Annotated in this window: 17 protein-coding genes; 11 read left to right on the plus strand and 6 right to left on the minus strand. The window is 68.3% G+C overall.

Annotated elements, in window-relative coordinates; all coding sequences use genetic code 11:
- Positions 1-59: 59 nt before the first annotated feature.
- Complete coding sequence (locus tag LRS14_RS03415) at positions 60-1256, minus strand: amino acid aminotransferase (protein WP_046115288.1); 1197 nt, start codon at positions 1254-1256, stop codon at positions 60-62.
- A gap of 117 nt (positions 1257-1373) precedes the next feature.
- Here LRS14_RS03415 and uvrB point away from each other — a divergent pair, with 117 nt between their 5' ends.
- From uvrB to fdx, 10 genes are all read left to right on the plus strand, one after another.
- Positions 1374-3476, plus strand: a complete 2103-nt coding sequence (uvrB, locus tag LRS14_RS03420) for an excinuclease ABC subunit UvrB (RefSeq protein ID WP_046115289.1) — start codon at positions 1374-1376, stop codon at positions 3474-3476.
- Between the two features lie 87 nt (positions 3477-3563).
- Positions 3564-4052 (plus strand): low molecular weight protein-tyrosine-phosphatase, encoded by a 489-nt coding sequence (locus LRS14_RS03425; protein WP_046115320.1) that lies wholly within the window; start codon positions 3564-3566, stop codon positions 4050-4052.
- 174 nt (positions 4053-4226) lie between these two features.
- Positions 4227-4760 (plus strand): Fe-S cluster assembly transcriptional regulator IscR, encoded by a 534-nt coding sequence (gene iscR / locus LRS14_RS03430; RefSeq protein ID WP_046115290.1) that lies wholly within the window; start codon positions 4227-4229, stop codon positions 4758-4760.
- Positions 4761-4832: 72 nt separating this feature from the next.
- Positions 4833-6047 carry an IscS subfamily cysteine desulfurase gene (locus LRS14_RS03435; RefSeq protein WP_404977570.1) on the plus strand — a complete coding sequence of 405 codons (1215 nt, stop codon included), beginning with the start codon at positions 4833-4835 and terminating at the stop codon, positions 6045-6047.
- A 19-nt stretch (positions 6048-6066) separates the two neighbouring features.
- Complete coding sequence (iscU, locus tag LRS14_RS03440; protein WP_046115291.1) at positions 6067-6450, plus strand: Fe-S cluster assembly scaffold IscU; 384 nt, start codon at positions 6067-6069, stop codon at positions 6448-6450.
- Between the two features lie 9 nt (positions 6451-6459).
- Positions 6460-6783: an iron-sulfur cluster assembly protein IscA gene (gene iscA / locus LRS14_RS03445; RefSeq protein ID WP_046115292.1), complete on the plus strand. Its 324-nt coding sequence runs from the start codon at positions 6460-6462 to the stop codon at positions 6781-6783.
- A gap of 52 nt (positions 6784-6835) precedes the next feature.
- On the plus strand, positions 6836-7318 hold the full coding sequence (locus tag LRS14_RS03450; RefSeq protein WP_232315481.1) for a GNAT family N-acetyltransferase: 483 nt from the start codon (positions 6836-6838) through the stop codon (positions 7316-7318).
- Positions 7319-7331: 13 nt separating this feature from the next.
- A complete protein-coding gene (gene hscB, locus LRS14_RS03455; protein WP_257798600.1) occupies positions 7332-7859 on the plus strand; it encodes a Fe-S protein assembly co-chaperone HscB in 528 nt (175 codons plus the stop codon).
- 8 nt (positions 7860-7867) lie between these two features.
- Positions 7868-9727: a Fe-S protein assembly chaperone HscA gene (gene hscA, locus LRS14_RS03460; protein WP_046115294.1), complete on the plus strand. Its 1860-nt coding sequence runs from the start codon at positions 7868-7870 to the stop codon at positions 9725-9727.
- Positions 9728-9747: 20 nt separating this feature from the next.
- The gene (gene fdx, locus LRS14_RS03465) at positions 9748-10086 is read left to right on the plus strand and encodes an ISC system 2Fe-2S type ferredoxin (protein WP_046115295.1); all 339 of its coding nucleotides are present in this window, start codon (positions 9748-9750) and stop codon (positions 10084-10086) included.
- A gap of 217 nt (positions 10087-10303) precedes the next feature.
- On the opposite strand, the gene LRS14_RS03470 is transcribed toward fdx, so the two are convergent.
- The 4 genes from LRS14_RS03470 to LRS14_RS03485 form a co-directional block, all read right to left on the minus strand.
- Positions 10304-11104: an ABC transporter ATP-binding protein gene (locus tag LRS14_RS03470; protein WP_257798602.1), complete on the minus strand. Its 801-nt coding sequence runs from the start codon at positions 11102-11104 to the stop codon at positions 10304-10306.
- Positions 11105-11120: 16 nt separating this feature from the next.
- Positions 11121-11999: a nitrate ABC transporter permease gene (ntrB, locus tag LRS14_RS03475; RefSeq protein ID WP_257798603.1), complete on the minus strand. Its 879-nt coding sequence runs from the start codon at positions 11997-11999 to the stop codon at positions 11121-11123.
- 20 nt (positions 12000-12019) lie between these two features.
- Positions 12020-13279: a CmpA/NrtA family ABC transporter substrate-binding protein gene (locus LRS14_RS03480; protein ID WP_257798604.1), complete on the minus strand. Its 1260-nt coding sequence runs from the start codon at positions 13277-13279 to the stop codon at positions 12020-12022.
- A gap of 229 nt (positions 13280-13508) precedes the next feature.
- The gene (locus LRS14_RS03485) at positions 13509-14147 is read right to left on the minus strand and encodes an ANTAR domain-containing response regulator (protein ID WP_046115299.1); all 639 of its coding nucleotides are present in this window, start codon (positions 14145-14147) and stop codon (positions 13509-13511) included.
- Positions 14148-14204: 57 nt separating this feature from the next.
- Between LRS14_RS03485 and tsaD the strand changes: the two genes are divergently transcribed.
- Positions 14205-15239, plus strand: coding sequence for a tRNA (adenosine(37)-N6)-threonylcarbamoyltransferase complex transferase subunit TsaD (gene tsaD / locus LRS14_RS03490; RefSeq protein WP_257798605.1), 1035 nt, complete (start codon positions 14205-14207; stop codon positions 15237-15239).
- A gap of 26 nt (positions 15240-15265) precedes the next feature.
- Here tsaD and LRS14_RS03495 read toward each other — a convergent pair whose 3' ends face one another.
- Complete coding sequence (locus tag LRS14_RS03495; protein WP_046115301.1) at positions 15266-15601, minus strand: hypothetical protein; 336 nt, start codon at positions 15599-15601, stop codon at positions 15266-15268.
- Positions 15602-15623 lie beyond the last annotated feature (22 nt).

The following is a 15623-nucleotide window of genomic DNA, read 5'->3' on the forward strand; positions in this document are numbered from 1 at the left end:
ACCCGCGCCCACGAAAAAGGCCCGGCAAGCCGGGCCTGTGTCGGAATGGTGCGCGGGCCTCAGGCCACGGCGGCCATGGCCGAAGCCACGGCGTCGATGTTGCGGCTGTTCAGCGCGGCCACGCAGATGCGGCCCGAATCGACGCCATAGACGCCGAATTCATCGCGCAGCCGCACCATCTGGTCCTTGTTCAGGCCGGAGTAGCTGAACATGCCTTGCTGGCGGGTGATGTAGCTCAGGTCGCCCTGGAAGCCGGCGGCGGTGAGCTTGTCGACCAGCGCGGTGCGCATCAGCTTGATGCGTGCGCGCATGCCGGCCAGCTCTTCCTCCCACATGCGGCGCAGCTCGGGCGTGGTCAGCACCGTGGCCACCACCTGCGCGCCGTGCGTCGGCGGGTTGGAATAGTTGGTGCGGATCACGATCTTCAGCTGGCTGAGCACGCGGCCGGCTTCCTCGGCGCTGCCGCACACCACCGACAGCGCGCCCACGCGCTCGCCGTACAGCGAGAAGCTCTTGCTGAAGGAGGTGGAGACGAAGAAGTCGATGCCCGCCGCCAGGAACTGCTGCACCACCGCGCCGTCCTCGGCGATGCCCTGGCCGAAGCCCTGGTAGGCCATGTCCAGGAACGGCACCAGGCCGCGCGACTTCACCACATCGATCACCTGCTGCCATTGCGCCGGCGTGATGTCGTAGCCGGTGGGGTTGTGGCAGCAGGCATGCAGCACGACGATGGTGCCCGCGTCGGCGGTGTCGAGCGCGCCCAGCATCGCATCGAAGGCCACGCCGCGGCGCTCGGCGTCGTAGTAGGGATAGGTGTCGACCGGAAAGCCCGCGTTGGTGAACAGCGCGCGGTGGTTCTCCCAGCTCGGGTCGCTGATCAGCACCTTGGCGCCGGGGTTCAGGCGCTTGAGGAAATCGGCGCCGATCTTCAGGCCGCCGGTGCCGCCCACGGCCTGCACGGTGGCCACGCGGCCGGCCTTCACCACGTCGCTCTCGGCGCCGAACACCAGGCCCTGCACCGCCTTGTCATAGGCGGCGATGCCGTCGATGGGCAGGTAGCCGCGGGCCTTGGGCGCCTCGACCATCTGCTTCTCGGCCTGGGCCACGCAGGCCAGCAGCGGCAGCTTGCCGTTGTCGTCGTAGTACACGCCCACGCCCAGGTTGACCTTGTTCGGGTTCGGGTCAGCATTGAACTGTTCCGACAGACCCAGGATGGGGTCCCGCGGGGCCATTTCTACTTTGGCGAAGAGCGACATTGTGTTTTCCTGAAAAGGCCCGATCTCTTCGGGCTGCATCGTGCGAAGCCTTGCTGCTGTACCCTGCAGGGTTGGCCGTGTGGCGTGTACCGCACCCGGCATTTTAGGAGATGGCCCATGACCGCATTGGCGGAAACCGAAGCCTCCACCCCGGCGGCGGGTGAGTTCATCAGTTATCCCGGCTCCCCTTTCCAGCTCTTCCAGCCGTATCCGCCGGCCGGCGACCAGCCGAAGGCGATCGAGCAGCTGGTCGAAGGCGTGAACGACGGCCTGGCGTTCCAGACCCTGCTCGGGGTCACCGGCTCGGGCAAGACCTTCACGATGGCCAACGTGATCGCGCGGCTGGGCCGCCCGGCCATCGTGTTCGCGCCCAACAAGACGCTGGCGGCGCAGCTCTATTCGGAGTTCCGCGAGTTCTTCCCGAAGAACGCGGTGGAGTACTTCGTCAGCTACTACGACTACTACCAGCCCGAGGCCTACGTGCCTCAGCGCGACCTGTTCATCGAGAAGGACAGCTCGATCAACGAGCACATCGAGCAGATGCGCCTGAGTGCCACCAAGAGCGTGCTGGAGCGGCGCGACGTGGTGATCGTGGCCAGCGTGAGCGCCATCTACGGCATCGGCAAGCCCGAGGACTACACGCAGATGCGCTTCATCGTGCGGGTGGGCGACAAGATCGGCCAGCGCGACGCCATCGCGCAGCTGATCCGCATGCAGTACAAGCGCAACGAGACCGACTTCTCGCGCGGCAGCTTCCGCGTGCGCGGCGACCGCATCGACGTGTTCCCGGCCGAGCACTCCGAGCTGGCGATCCGGCTGGAGCTGTTCGACGACGAGATCGAGTCGCTGTCGCTGTTCGACCCGCTGACCGGCGCCATCCGCCAGAAGATCCCGCGCTTCGTCATCTACCCGTCGAGCCACTACGTGACGCCGCGCGAGAGCGTGCTGCGCGCCATCGAGGGCATCAAGGAAGAGCTGCGCTGGCGGCTGGACGAGCTGGTCAAGGCGGGCAAGCTGGTGGAGGCGCAGCGACTGGAGCAGCGCACCCGCTTCGACCTGGAGATGCTCACCGAGGTGGGCCACTGCAAGGGCATCGAGAACTACACGCGCCACCTGTCGGGCGCCGCGCCGGGCGATCCGCCGCCCACGCTGGTGGACTACATGCCCAAGGACGCGGTGATGTTCTTCGACGAGTCGCATGTGCTGATCGGCCAGTTTGGCGGCATGTACAACGGCGACCGCGCCCGCAAGAGCACGCTGGTGGACTACGGCTTCCGCCTGCCCAGCGCGATGGACAACCGGCCGCTGAAGTTCGACGAGTTCGAGCGCAAGGTGCGGCAGGCGGTGTTCGTCTCGGCCACGCCCGCGGCCTACGAGCAGCAGCATGCCGGCCAGGTGGTGGAGCAGCTGGTGCGCCCCACCGGCCTGATCGACCCGGTGGTGGAAGTGCGGCCCGCGCAGCAGCAGGTGGACGACGTGCTGCAGGAGATCCGCGACCGCGTGGTGATCGGCGAGCGGGTGCTCATCACCACGCTGACCAAGCGCATGGCCGAGCAGCTGACCGACTACCTGAGCGACAACGGCGTCAAGGTGCGCTACATGCACTCCGACATCGACACGGTGGAGCGGGTGGAGATCCTGCGCGACCTGCGGCTGGGCGTGTTCGACGTGCTGGTGGGCATCAACCTGCTGCGCGAAGGCCTGGACATTCCCGAGGTGTCGCTGGTGGCCATCCTGGACGCCGACAAGGAAGGCTTCCTGCGGGCCGAGCGCAGCCTGATCCAGACCATCGGCCGGGCGGCGCGCAACCTCAATGGCCGCGCCATCCTTTACGCCGACCGCATCACCGAATCGATGCGCAAGGCGATCGACGAGACCGAGCGTCGCCGGGCCAAGCAGATCGCGCACAACCTGGCGATGGGCATCACGCCGCGCAGCCTGAACAAGAAGGTGCGGGAGCTGATCGACGGCGTGGTCAGCGACAAGACCGCCAAGGACGACCTGAAGAATGCGCAGGCCGCCGCCGAGGTGGAGGCGATGAGCGAGAAGGACCTGGGCAAGCGCATCAAGCTGCTGGAAAAGCAGATGCTGGAACACGCCCGCAACCTCGAGTTCGAGAAGGCGGCGCGGGTGCGCGACCAGCTGGCGGTGCTGCGCGAGCAGGCCTTCGGCGCGGCGGGGCACGACACCAACGTGATCCCGCTGGTGGGCAAGGGCTGAGGGCGCCGCGGCATGGTCATCCGCTTTGCCAAGGCATTGCTCGGCCAGCGCGGCCGCGATGAAGCCGCGGTGCGCTACCGGGTGCTGATGGTGTGCCTGGGCAACATCTGCCGATCGCCCACCGCCGAGGGCGTGCTGCGCGCCAAGCTGGCGGCCGCCGGCCTGGGCGACGTGGTGCAGGTGGATTCGGCCGGCACCAGCGGTTACCACGCGGGGCAGAAGCCGGATGCCCGGGCGGTCAAGCATGCGCAGCAACGCGGCTACAGCCTGTCGGCGCTGCGTGCCCGGCAGGTGACGGTCGAGGACTTCCACCGCTTCGACCTCATCCTGGCGATGGACGACGAGAACCTGCGTGACCTGCGCCGCCTGCGCCCGCAGGACGCCACCGCCGAACTGGTGCTGTTGCTGGAGCACGCCACGGACCCGCAGCGCCCGCGCGGCGACGGCCGGGTGCCCGATCCGTACTACGGGCCGGCCGGCGGCTTCGAGCATGTGCTCGACCTCATCGAGCACGGCTGCGACGGCGTGGTGGCCCACATCCGCCAGCGGCTGGAAGCGGCGCCCGTCAGCAACTGACGCGGCGGGCGCACGGCGCCTGCGGAACTTCGGCCGGCAATCTCGACCGAAACACTCAACTTACGATATACTTGAGTAACCCACTCGGAATCAGTCGAGGGTTATCCCAGGTCAGGCCCCCCAGCCCGGCGGATAGCCCGGCCGGCAGGTTTTCCGAAGCAACAGGAGTCATCCATGCGTCTCACCACCAAAGGCCGTTTTGCCGTCACCGCGATGATCGATCTGGCCCTGCGGTCCAACAACGGCCCGGTGGCACTCGCGGCCATCAGCCAGCGCCAGCAGATCTCGCTGTCCTACCTCGAACAGCTGTTCGGCAAGCTGCGCCGGCATGAACTGGTCGAGAGCACCCGCGGCCCGGGCGGCGGTTATTCGCTCGGCCGCAAGTCCGACGAGATCACCGTGGCCGACATCATCGTCGCGGTGGACGAGCCGATCGATGCCACCGGCTGCGCGGGCAAGGAGAACTGCATGGGCGACGACTCAGGCCGCTGCATGACCCACGACCTGTGGGCCAGCCTGAACACCAAGATGATCGAGTTCCTCGACTCCATCACCCTGAAGAAGCTGGTCGAGGACCAGATCGCCAAGGGCGTGTCGATCGAGGAAGCGCCGGTCAAGCGCGCGATCTCCAGCGTGCCGGTGGTCAAGCCGATCAAGGTCACGGCGCCGAACTCGGTGTTCGCCCTCGGCTCCGCCTTCTCCAAGTAAGCCAGCAACTTCAACGATCCAACCGGCAGGCCGGCCGCGCAAGCGGTGGCCGCCCAGCATCCCGCCATGGACATGACCCCGCATTTCCCGATCTACATGGACTACGGCGCGACGACGCCGTGCGACCCGCGCGTCGTCGACGCGATGGTGCCCTGGCTGCGCGAGCACTTCGGCAATCCGGCGTCGCGCAGCCATGCCTGGGGCTGGGAAGCGGAAGAGGCGGTCGAGAAGGCGCGCCAGCAGGTGGCCGATCTGGTGGGTGCCGATCCGCGCGAGATCGTGTGGACCTCGGGCGCCACCGAGTCGATCAACCTGGCACTCAAAGGCGCGGCCAACTTCTACAAGACCCGCGGCAAGCACATCATCACGGTGAAGACCGAGCACAAGGCCGTGCTCGACACCGTGCGCGAGCTGGAGCGCCAGGGCTTCGACGCCACCTACCTCGACGTCGAGGAAGACGGCATGCTGGACCTGGAGAAGTTCAAGGCCGCGCTGCGGCCCGACACCATCCTGGTCTCGGTGATGTACGTCAACAACGAGATCGGCGTCATCCAGGACATCCCGGCCATCGGCAACCTGTGCCGCGAGAAGGGCATCATCTTCCACGTCGATGCAGCGCAGGCCACCGGCAAGATCCAGATCGACCTGGCCAGCCTGCCCATCGACCTGATGAGCCTGGCCTCGCACAAGACCTACGGCCCCAAGGGCATCGGCGCGCTGTACGTGCGCCGCAAGCCGCGGGTGCGCATCGAGGCGCAGATGCACGGTGGCGGCCATGAGCGCGGCATGCGCTCGGGCACGCTGCCCACCCACCAGATCGTCGGCATGGGCGAGGCCTACCGCATCGCCCGCGAGGAGATGGGTGCCGAGAACGAACGCATCCGCATGCTGCAGCAGCGGCTGATCAACGGCCTGAAGGACATCGAGCAGACCTTCCTCAACGGCCATCCCGAGAAGCGCGTGCCCCACAACGTGAACATCTCGTTCAACTTCGTGGAGGGCGAGTCGCTGATCATGGGCGTCAAGGGCCTGGCGGTGAGCTCCGGCTCGGCCTGCACCTCGGCCAGCCTGGAACCCAGCTACGTGCTGCGCGCCCTCGGCCGCAGCGACGAACTGGCGCACTCCAGCCTGCGCATGACGATCGGCCGCTTCACCACGCAGGAAGAGATCGACTACGCGGTGGCCACGCTGAAGGACCGCGTGGCCAAGCTGCGCGAGCTGTCCCCCCTGTGGGAAATGTTCAAGGACGGTGTGGACCTGAGCACCATCCAGTGGTCCGCACATTGAGAACCTGAGGAGAACCGACATGGCATACAGCGAAAAGGTCATCGACCACTACGAGAACCCCCGCAACGTCGGCGGCTTCGACAAGGGTGACGACACCGTGGGCACCGGCATGGTGGGCGCCCCGGCCTGCGGCGACGTGATGAAGCTGCAGATCAAGGTCAACCCGGCCACGGGCCTGATCGAGGACGCCAAGTTCAAGACCTACGGCTGCGGCTCGGCCATCGCTTCCAGCTCGCTGGTCACCGAATGGGTGAAGGGCAAGTCGCTGGACGAGGCGATGTCGATCAAGAACACCCAGATCGCGCAGGAGCTGGCGCTGCCGCCGGTGAAGATCCATTGCTCGATCCTGGCGGAAGACGCGATCAAGGCCGCCGTCGAGGACTACCGCAAGAAAGTGCAGTAAGGGCGCACGATGGCTGTCACGCTGACCGAAGCCGCCGCGCGGCACGTCACCAAGTACCTGGCCCGCCGCGGCAAGGGCGTGGGCGTGCGGCTCGGCGTCAAGACCACCGGCTGCTCGGGCCTGGCCTACAAGCTGGAGTACGCGGACGACATGGCGCCGGAAGACATCGTCTTCGAAGGCCATGGCGTCAAGGTGCTGATCGACCCGAAGAGCCTGCCGTACATCGATGGCACCGAACTCGACTTCGTGCGCGAGGGCCTGAACGAAGGCTTCAAGTTCCACAACCCGCGCGAGAAGGATCGATGCGGCTGTGGCGAGTCGTTCCGCGTCTGATACCTGGCTTCCACGAGCGCGCGGCTGTCATCGGCCGCGCTTTTTTTTGACCGTGAACGACATCCACATCCGCCCCACACGCCCCGACCATCCGCAGGTGGTGGCGCTGCTGGCCGCGCTCGACGACTACCTGGCCAGCCTGTATGCCCCGGAGGACAACCACATCCTGGACGTGCAGGCCTTGCTGGCGCCGGAGGTGCACTTCCTGGCGGCCTGGCAGGGCGATCGCATCGTGGGCTGCGGCGCAGTGCGTCGCATGCCGGCGGAGCCCGAAACCGCGGGCGCGCCGTATGGCGAGATCAAGCGCATGTACGTGGATCCGGAACTGCGTGGCCGGCGGCTTGCCGAGCGCTTGCTGCAGGCGCTGGAAGACGTGCTGGTGGCCGAGGGCATCGGGCAGGCACTGCTCGAGACCGGCAGCGACCAGCATGCCGCGGTGCGGCTGTACGAGCGCTGCGGCTATGTGCGGCGCGGCCCGTTCGGCGGCTATCCCGACAATGGCCTGAGCGTGTTCTACGGAAAGCGGGTGAACTGATGGGCAGGGCGGCATGAACCTGGGCGACGACGACTTCACGCTGTTCGGCCTGCCGCAGCGCTTTGCGCTCGACCGGGCCGACCTGGACCAGCGCTGGCGCCGGCTGCAGGGCGAGGTGCATCCCGACCGCTTCGCCGCCGAGGGCGGCGCGGCGCAGCGCGTGGCGATGCAGTGGTCGGTGCGGGTGAACGAGGCCTATGGCCGGCTGAAGCAGCCGCTGCAGCGCGCCGCCTACCTGTGCGAGCTCCGCGGCGCGCCGATCGAGGCCGAGAACAACACGGCCATGCCCGCGGCCTTCCTGATGCAGCAGATGGAGTGGCGCGAAGCGCTGGACGACGCACGCGACGTGGCTGCGGTGGAGGCGCTGGACGCCGAGGTGCGGCAGGCCGAAGCGGCATTGATCGCCGAGCTCGACACGCTGCTGGCCGAGAACGCCGACGCGGCCGCTGCGAAGCAGGCCGCTCAGCGGGTCAGAGCCCTCATGTTCGTCGCGCGCTTTCGTGATGACATCGACCGCCGCGTGGACGGCTTGGGACAATAAGAACACTTATGGCATTGCTCCAGATCTCCGAACCGGGCCAGGCGCCCGACCCGCACCAGCGTCGCATCGCAGTGGGCATCGACCTCGGCACCACGCATTCGCTGGTGGCCGCCGTGCGCCACGGCGTGGCCGAGTGCCTGCCCGACGGCCAGGGCCGCGCGATCCTGCCTTCGGCGGTGCGCTACCTCGAAGGCAACGGCCGCCAGATCGGCGCCGCCGCGCTGGCCGCACAGGCCGAGGACCCGGAGAACACCATCGTCTCCGTCAAGCGCTTCATGGGCCGGTCGCTGTCCGACATCGAGGGCCATGCCAAGCTGCCGTACCGCTTTGTCGACCAGCCGGGCATGGTGGCCCTCGAGACGCGTGCCGGCATCAAGTCGCCGGTGGAGGTGTCGGCCGAGATCCTGGCCACGCTGCGCCAGCGCGCGGAAGACACCTTCGACGCCGACGAGATCTTCGGCGCGGTAATCACCGTACCCGCCTACTTCGACGATGCCCAGCGCCAGGCCACCAAGGACGCGGCGCAGCTGGCCGGCCTGAACGTGCTGCGGCTCATCAACGAGCCCACTGCTGCCGCCGTGGCCTACGGCCTGGACAACGGCAGCGAAGGCCTCTACGCGGTGTACGACCTGGGCGGCGGCACCTTCGACATCTCGCTGCTGCGGCTGGCCCGCGGCGTGTTCGAGGTGGTGGCCACCGGCGGCGACGCGGCCCTGGGCGGCGACGACTTCGACGGCGCGCTGGCCGACTGGGCGCTGCAGCAGGCCGGCCGCAGCGCCGCCAGCGCCCAGGACAAGCGCGCGCTGCTGGTGGCCGCCCGCGCCGCGAAGGAGCGCCTGACCGACGCACCGCAGGCCACGCTGTCCGCCACGCTGGCCGACGGCCCGCTGGCGGTGGAGGTCAGCCGCGCGCAGTTCGACGTGCTCACCCGGCCGCTGATCGACCGCACGCTGGCCTCGGTCAAGCGCGTGCTGCGCGATGCCCGGGTGCAGCGCGACGAAGTGCAGGGCGTGGTGCTGGTGGGCGGCTCCACCCGCATGCCATCGGTGCGTGCGGCGGTGGCCGAGGCCTTCGGCCGCGAGCCGCTGACCAACGTGAATCCCGACGAAGTGGTGGCCATCGGCGCGGCGCTGCAGGCCAACCAGCTGGCCGGCAATGCGCCGGACGGCGAGATCCTGCTGCTGGACGTGATCCCGCTGTCCCTGGGCCTGGAAACCATGGGCGGCCTGGTGGAGCGCGTGATCGAGCGCAACAGCACCATCCCGACTGCCAAGGCGCAGGAGTTCACCACCTACCAGGACGGCCAGACCGCCATGGCCATCCATGTGGTGCAGGGCGAGCGCGAACTGGTGAGCGACTGTCGCTCGCTGGCGCGCTTCGAGCTGCGCGGCATACCGCCGATGGTGGCTGGCGCGGCCCGCATCCGCGTCACCTTCGAGGTGGATGCGGACGGGCTGCTGAACGTCTCTGCCAAGGAGATGCACTCGGGCGTGGAAGCCGCCATCGTCGTCAAGCCCAGCTACGGCCTGGCCGACGACGACATCGCCCGCATGCTCAGCGAAGGCTTCGCGCAGGCCGAGACCGACATGGCCGCCCGCGCGCTGCGCGAATCGCGGGTGGAGGCCGACCGCATGCTGCTGGCCACCCGCTCGGCGCTGGACGCCGATGGCGACCTGCTGAGCGGCGCCGAGCGCACCGAGATCGAGCACCTGATGCAGCGCGTGCGCGACATCGCCACGCAGGACCACCACCACGACATCGACGCCGCCGTGGAAGCGCTGGCCCAGGGCACCGAAGCCTTTGCGGCCATGCGCATGAACCGCGGCATCCGCCAGGCGCTGGCGGGCCGCAACATCGACGACGTCTGAAGAACGAGACCGCCACCGCCATGCCCGTCATCAAGATCCTGCCGCACGCCGAACTCTGCCCCGAAGGCCGCGCCATCGAGGCGCCCGCGGGCACCTCGGTGTGCGAGGCGCTGCTGGAAAACGGCATCGAGATCGAGCACGCCTGCGAGATGAGTTGCGCCTGCACCACCTGCCACGTGGTGGTGCGTGAAGGCTATGCCTCGCTCGGCGAGCCCGACGAGAGCGAGGAAGACCTGCTGGACCGCGCCTGGGGCCTGGAGCCGCAGTCGCGCCTGTCCTGCCAGGCCATCCTGGCGGCCACCGACGTGACGATCGAGATTCCGAAGTACACGATCAACCACGCGCGCGAGAAGCATTGAGCGGCGTGCCGCACTAAAGTGGGTGCGGCCTCGCCCCGCCACGGGGCGAAAAAAAACCTCCCGGGTAAGCGGGAGGTTGGACAAAACGGGCTCCTGTGCCCTGCTGAGGAGATAGACAGACACCGCGAGGTGTCGACCTACCCGAAAGCAACGTGCGTGCCAGCGTTGTGTGCCCCAACCAGCAAGGGATCGGGGACTTGCGCAGGCGACGCGGTTTTCAGGCCGCAGCCTTCTCGACGTGGCCGTGCCGCGTGTACAGGAAGTCCAGCACCTGCTTGCGGTAGTGCACGTATTCCGCGTTCTCGGCCAGCGCCACCCGGTCGCGCGGGCGCGGCAGGGCGATGGACAGGATCTCGCCGATGGTGGCGGCCGGGCCGTTGGTCATCATCACGATGCGGTCGGACAGCAGCACCGCCTCGTCCACGTCGTGCGTCACCATCACCACGGTGCTGCGGGTGCGGGCCACGATCTTCAGCAGCTCGTCCTGCAGGTGGGCGCGGGTGAGGGCGTCCAGCGCGCCGAAGGGCTCGTCCATCAGCAGCACCTTGGGCTCCATCGCCAGCGCGCGGGCGATGCCCACGCGCTGCTTCATGCCGCCGCTGATCTCGTGCGGGCGCTTGGCCGTGGCGTGGGACATGCCCACCAAGTCCAGTGCTGCCTGGGCACGTGCCTGCAGCTGCGCCTTGGTCTCGCGGCTGCCGAACACACGCTCCACGCCCAGGTGCACGTTTTCCTGGCAGGTCAGCCAGGGCAGCAGCGAATGGTTCTGGAACACCACCGCGCGTTCCGGACCCGGCGCGGCGATCTCGCGGCCGTCGCAGATCAGCGCGCCGGCGCTGGGCTTGGTCAGCCCGGCGATCAGGTTCAGCAGCGTGCTCTTGCCGCAACCGGAATGGCCGATCAGCGTGATGAATTCGCCCTGGGCGACCTGCAGGTTGATGTCGCGCAGCGCGTGGAAGCGGCCCTTGCGGGTGTCGAAGACCATCTCGGCCTGTTCCACCTGGATGAATGCGGTCATGGCGATGGCTCCGGTGTCAGTGGTCGAAGGAGAAGCGCCGGGCCACCGCCATCAGCAGCTGCTCCAGCAGCAGGCCCACGATGCCGATGACGAAGATGGCGATCAGGATGTGCTGCACGTTGAGGTTGTTCCACTCGTCCCACACCCAGAAGCCGATGCCCACGCCGCCGGTCAGCATCTCGGCCGCGACGATCACCAGCCACGCGGTGCCCACCGACAGCCGCACGCCGGTGAGCATGTACGGCAGCACGGCCGGGAACAGGATGCGGGTGACGACCTTCCACTCGCTCAGGTCCAGCACCCGAGCGACGTTCAGGTAGTCCTGCGGCACCCGCTGCACGCCCACCGCGGTGTTGATCACCATCGGCCAGATGGAGCAGATGAAGATGGTCCAGATCGCGGCCGGGTTGGCGGCCTTGAACACCAGCAGGCCGATGGGCAGCCAGGCCAGCGGCGACACCGGCCGCAGCAGGCTGATCAGCGGGTTGACCATGCGGTTGAGGAACTCGAAGCGGCCGATGAGAAAGCCCAGCGGAATGCCCACCAGCGCCGCCAGGCCGAAGCCCACGCCCACCCGCTCCAGCGAGAACAGGATGTTCCAGCCGATGCCCTGGTCGTTGGGCCCGTTGCTGTAGAACGGGTCGGCGAACAACTTGACCGCCGCCTCGAAGGTGGCCAGCGGCGTGGGAAAGGTGGTGCTGCCTTGGGTGAGCAAGCCCCACACGCCCACCAGCAGGGCGATGCCCACCACCGGCGGCAGCACCGCCATCCACAGCGCGCGGAAGTCGAACGGCGCGCGCGGCGGGGCCGGCGGGCGGGCCGGGGCGGATGGCGGCTGGGTGGCCGCCGCAGGAGCGGCTTCCGCCGAAGGCGAATGGAAAACGGCACTGACCATGATGTTTCCTCGGTGCCCGCTCACGCGGCCTTGATCTTGAAGCCGTCGGCGTACTTGGCCGGCTCCTTGCCATCCCACACCACGCCGTCGATCAGCTTGCTGGAGCGCATCGCGTCCTTGGGCACGCTGATCTTCATCGCGCTGGCCACTTGCCTATACAAGTCGACCTGGTTGATCTGCCTGGCCACGCCCAGGTAGTCCGGGTGCTCGCGCAGCAGGCCCCAGCGCTTGTGCTGGGTGAGGAACCACATACCGTCCGACAGGTACGGGAAGTTCACTGCGCCGTCGTTGAAGAACTTCATGTGGTTGGGGTCGTCCCAGGTCTTGCCCATGCCGTCCTGGTAGCGGCCCAGGATGCGCTGGTTGATCGCGTCGACATTGGTGTTGACGTAGCTCTTGTCGGCCACGGTCTCGGCCATCTTCAGCTTGTTCTGCAGGCTGGCGTCGATCCAGCGGCTGGCCTCCAGCACGGCCATCATCACCGCGCGGGTGGTGTTGGGGTACTTCTTGGTGAACTCGCCGGTGGTGCCCAGCACCTTCTCCGGGTGGTCCTTCCAGATGTCCTGCGTGGTCACGGCGGTGATGCCGATGCCGTCCATGATGGCGCGGTGGCCCCAGGGCTCGCCCACGCAGTAGCCGTCCATGTTGCCCACGCGCATGTTGGCCACCATCTGCGGCGGCGGCACGGTGATGACCTTGGCGTCCTTCATGGGGTTGATGCCCACGCTGGCCATCCAGTAGTACAGCCACATGGCGTGGGTGCCGGTGGGGAAGGTCTGCGCGAAGGTGTAGTCGCGCTTTTCCGCCGCCATGGCCTTGGCCAGCGAGGCGCCGTCCACCGCGCCCTTGTCGGCCAGCTTCTTCGACAGCGTGATGGCCTGGCCGTTGTTGTTCAGGGTCATGAGCACGGCCATGTCCTTGCCCTTGTTGCCCGGCATCCCCACGCCCAGGTGCACGCCGTAGATCAGGCCGTACAGCACATGCGCCATGTCCAGCTCGCCGTTGACCAGCTTGTCGCGCACGCCCGCCCAGGAGGCTTCCTTGGTGGGGATGATCTTCACGCCGTACTTCTTGTCGAAGCCCAGCACCGAGGCCATCACCACCGACGCGCAGTCGGTCAGCGGGATGAAGCCGATGCGCACTTCCTCCTTCTCGGGCTTGTCGGAGCCCTGCGCGTACACGGCGGTGTTGAGGCCCGGCACGACGCCCGCGGCCGTGGTGGCTGCGGCGGCGGCGACGAGGTTGCGGCGTCCCATGTTGATCTGATCCTTGGCTGGCATGTGGTCCCCGATGCTGACAGGCTGAAAGGCAAAACAAAAAGGCGTCCCTCACAGGCCCCGGGCTTCGCCTCGGGGTGTGGGGGACGCCTTCGTCCTTGTCTCGTGCCGCGCCAACGCTGGCGCACCACGATGTGTTCAGGAGATCGCCGTTGACCTCTTGCTGCGCTACAAAACGCAAGCGCCGTGCCAGCGAAATCGCCCCGGCTTGGTGCCGCAGCGGCTTGCTTGTCTAGCCAAGCAGGTCGGATACGTCGACGATGCGCTGGGCCACGTCGGCCAGCTTCAGGCCCTTGTCCATCGCCGTCTTGCGCAGCCGCGCATAGGCTTCTTCCTCGGGGATGCCCTGGCGCTTCATCAGGATGCCCTTGGCCCGCTCGATCACCTTGCGCTCGCTGAGCTGGCTGCGGGCTTCGGCCAGGTCCTGGCGCAGGCGCTCCTCATGCTCGAAGCGCGCCAGCGCAATGTCGAGCACCGGCTTGATGCGCTCGGACGCCAGCCCGGCCACCACGTAGGCGGTGACGCCGGCGGCAATGGCGTCGCGCACATGGGTGGTGTCCTCGTCGTCGGTGAACAGCACGATGGGCCGGCGGGCATCGCGCGTGGCCATCACCACATGCTCCAGCGTGTCGCGAGCCTGGCTCTCGGCATCCACCACGATCATGTCGGGCTGGATCTGGGCCAGCCGGTCGGGGAGGAAGACGTCCACCGGCAGCACCGCCACGATGTTGTAGCCCGCCTCCAGCAGGCCGATGCGCAGGCTGCGCGAGCGCTCGGCCTCCCACCAGGCATCCACGTCGTTCGGCTCGGGAGACAGCGACTCCGGCGCGACGATGACGATGCGCAAGGGCGACGGGGGCGGCGACGGCATGGGGGCTTGGCGAGCAAGGTTCGCGCCACCCGACGGGCGCTGACTACACTGGGCGGCATGAATGTACTCGGCATCGAATCGTCCTGCGACGAGACCGGTGTGGCCCTGGTCGCGAGCGAAGGCACCGGTGTGCCGCGCCTTCTTTCCCATGCGTTGCACAGCCAGATCGACATGCACCAGGCCTATGGCGGCGTGGTGCCGGAACTGGCCTCGCGCGACCACATCCGCCGCGTGCTGCCCCTGGCCCGGCAGGTGATGGCCGAGGCCGGCCTGGGCTTCGAGGACGTGGACCTGGTGGCCTTCACCCGCGGCCCCGGCCTGGCCGGCGCGCTGCTGGTGGGCGCGGGCGTGGCCTGTGCGCTGGCCGCCGCGCTCGACCGGCCGACGCTGGGCGTGCACCACCTGGAAGGGCATCTGCTGTCGCCCTTCCTGTCGGCCGATCCGCCGCGCTTTCCGTTCGTGGCGCTGCTGGTGTCCGGCGGCCATACGCAGCTGATGCACGTGGCCGGCGTGGGCGAGTACGAGATGCTGGGCGAGACCATCGACGACGCCGCCGGCGAGGCCTTCGACAAGTCGGCCAAGCTGCTCGGCCTCGGCTACCCGGGCGGGCCGGCGCTGTCGCGCATGGCGGCCTTCGGCGATGCCACGGCATTCGCGCTGCCGCGGCCGCTGCTGCACAACGGCAACCTGGACTTCAGCTTCGCCGGCCTGAAGACGGCGGTGCTCACCCAGGTGCGCAAGCTGGGCAGCAATGTGTGCGAGCAGGACCGGGCCAACCTGGCCGCCAGCACCCAGGCCGCCATCGTGGAAGTGCTGGTGAAGAAGTCGATGCGCGCGCTGCGCGAGGCGGGCGCGGACCGGCTGGTCGTGGCCGGGGGCGTGGGCGCCAACGGCGAGCTGCGCGCCCAGCTGAATGCGGCCTGCCAGAAGGCACGGGTGCGGGTGCACTACCCGGAGCTGGACCTGTGCACCGACAACGGCGCCATGATCGCGATGGCGGCGGCGATGCGGCTGCAGGCTGGCCGCGCCGTGCCGTCACACGACTATGCCTTCGACGTGCGGCCGCGCTGGCCGCTGCAGTCGGTCGAGTGAGGCCGGCGATTCCGGGCGGGCCGCGCTCAGCGGCCGCCGTCCAGCGTGTGCAAGGAGGCGGTGTCGCGGGCGGCGCCTGCTCGGTCCACTTCGCGCACCTCCACGTCCACCACCTCGCCCTGGCGGAGCTGCCGGCCGAAGGCGGCGCCGCGGCGCTGGGCGAAGGCCGCCGCGAGGTCGATCGTGGGCTGGCGGCCGCGCAGCTTCTGCCAGCCCCACCAGCCGAAGAAGGCCACTGCGCCCACGAACAGCGTGGCCCACAGCAGCAGCATGCCGGCCACCGCCATCAAGCCGGCCAGCACCAGCGTCAGGCCTCGGGCGAGGCCGCTGCCGCGGCCGGGGAATGCAAACTTGGTGTTCATGGGTGTGTGAGGGCCGGCCGGC

The sequence above is a fragment of the Aquincola sp. J276 genome, from assembly GCF_024700035.1.
In the GTDB taxonomy this organism is placed as follows: domain Bacteria; phylum Pseudomonadota; class Gammaproteobacteria; order Burkholderiales; family Burkholderiaceae_C; genus Aquincola; species Aquincola tertiaricarbonis.

Bases quoted from the DNA above. Each gene is read 5' to 3' on its own strand.
- LRS14_RS03485 (WP_046115299.1), bottom strand. From the start codon at position 14,147: ATGCCGTCGCCGCCCCCGTCGCCCTTGCGCATCGTCATCGTCGCGCCG.
- LRS14_RS03435 (WP_404977570.1), top strand. From the start codon at position 4,833: ATGACCCCGCATTTCCCGATCTACATGGACTACGGCGCGACGACGCCG.
- tsaD (WP_257798605.1), top strand. From the start codon at position 14,205: ATGAATGTACTCGGCATCGAATCGTCCTGCGACGAGACCGGTGTGGCC.
- iscA (WP_046115292.1), top strand. From the start codon at position 6,460: ATGGCTGTCACGCTGACCGAAGCCGCCGCGCGGCACGTCACCAAGTAC.
- hscA (WP_046115294.1), top strand. From the start codon at position 7,868: ATGGCATTGCTCCAGATCTCCGAACCGGGCCAGGCGCCCGACCCGCAC.
- LRS14_RS03470 (WP_257798602.1), bottom strand. From the start codon at position 11,104: ATGACCGCATTCATCCAGGTGGAACAGGCCGAGATGGTCTTCGACACC.
- uvrB (WP_046115289.1), top strand. From the start codon at position 1,374: ATGACCGCATTGGCGGAAACCGAAGCCTCCACCCCGGCGGCGGGTGAG.
- hscB (WP_257798600.1), top strand. From the start codon at position 7,332: ATGAACCTGGGCGACGACGACTTCACGCTGTTCGGCCTGCCGCAGCGC.
- LRS14_RS03415 (WP_046115288.1), bottom strand. From the start codon at position 1,256: ATGTCGCTCTTCGCCAAAGTAGAAATGGCCCCGCGGGACCCCATCCTG.
- iscU (WP_046115291.1), top strand. From the start codon at position 6,067: ATGGCATACAGCGAAAAGGTCATCGACCACTACGAGAACCCCCGCAAC.
- iscR (WP_046115290.1), top strand. From the start codon at position 4,227: ATGCGTCTCACCACCAAAGGCCGTTTTGCCGTCACCGCGATGATCGAT.
- LRS14_RS03480 (WP_257798604.1), bottom strand. From the start codon at position 13,279: ATGCCAGCCAAGGATCAGATCAACATGGGACGCCGCAACCTCGTCGCC.
- fdx (WP_046115295.1), top strand. From the start codon at position 9,748: ATGCCCGTCATCAAGATCCTGCCGCACGCCGAACTCTGCCCCGAAGGC.
- LRS14_RS03495 (WP_046115301.1), bottom strand. From the start codon at position 15,601: ATGAACACCAAGTTTGCATTCCCCGGCCGCGGCAGCGGCCTCGCCCGA.
- ntrB (WP_257798603.1), bottom strand. From the start codon at position 11,999: ATGGTCAGTGCCGTTTTCCATTCGCCTTCGGCGGAAGCCGCTCCTGCG.
- LRS14_RS03425 (WP_046115320.1), top strand. From the start codon at position 3,564: ATGGTGTGCCTGGGCAACATCTGCCGATCGCCCACCGCCGAGGGCGTG.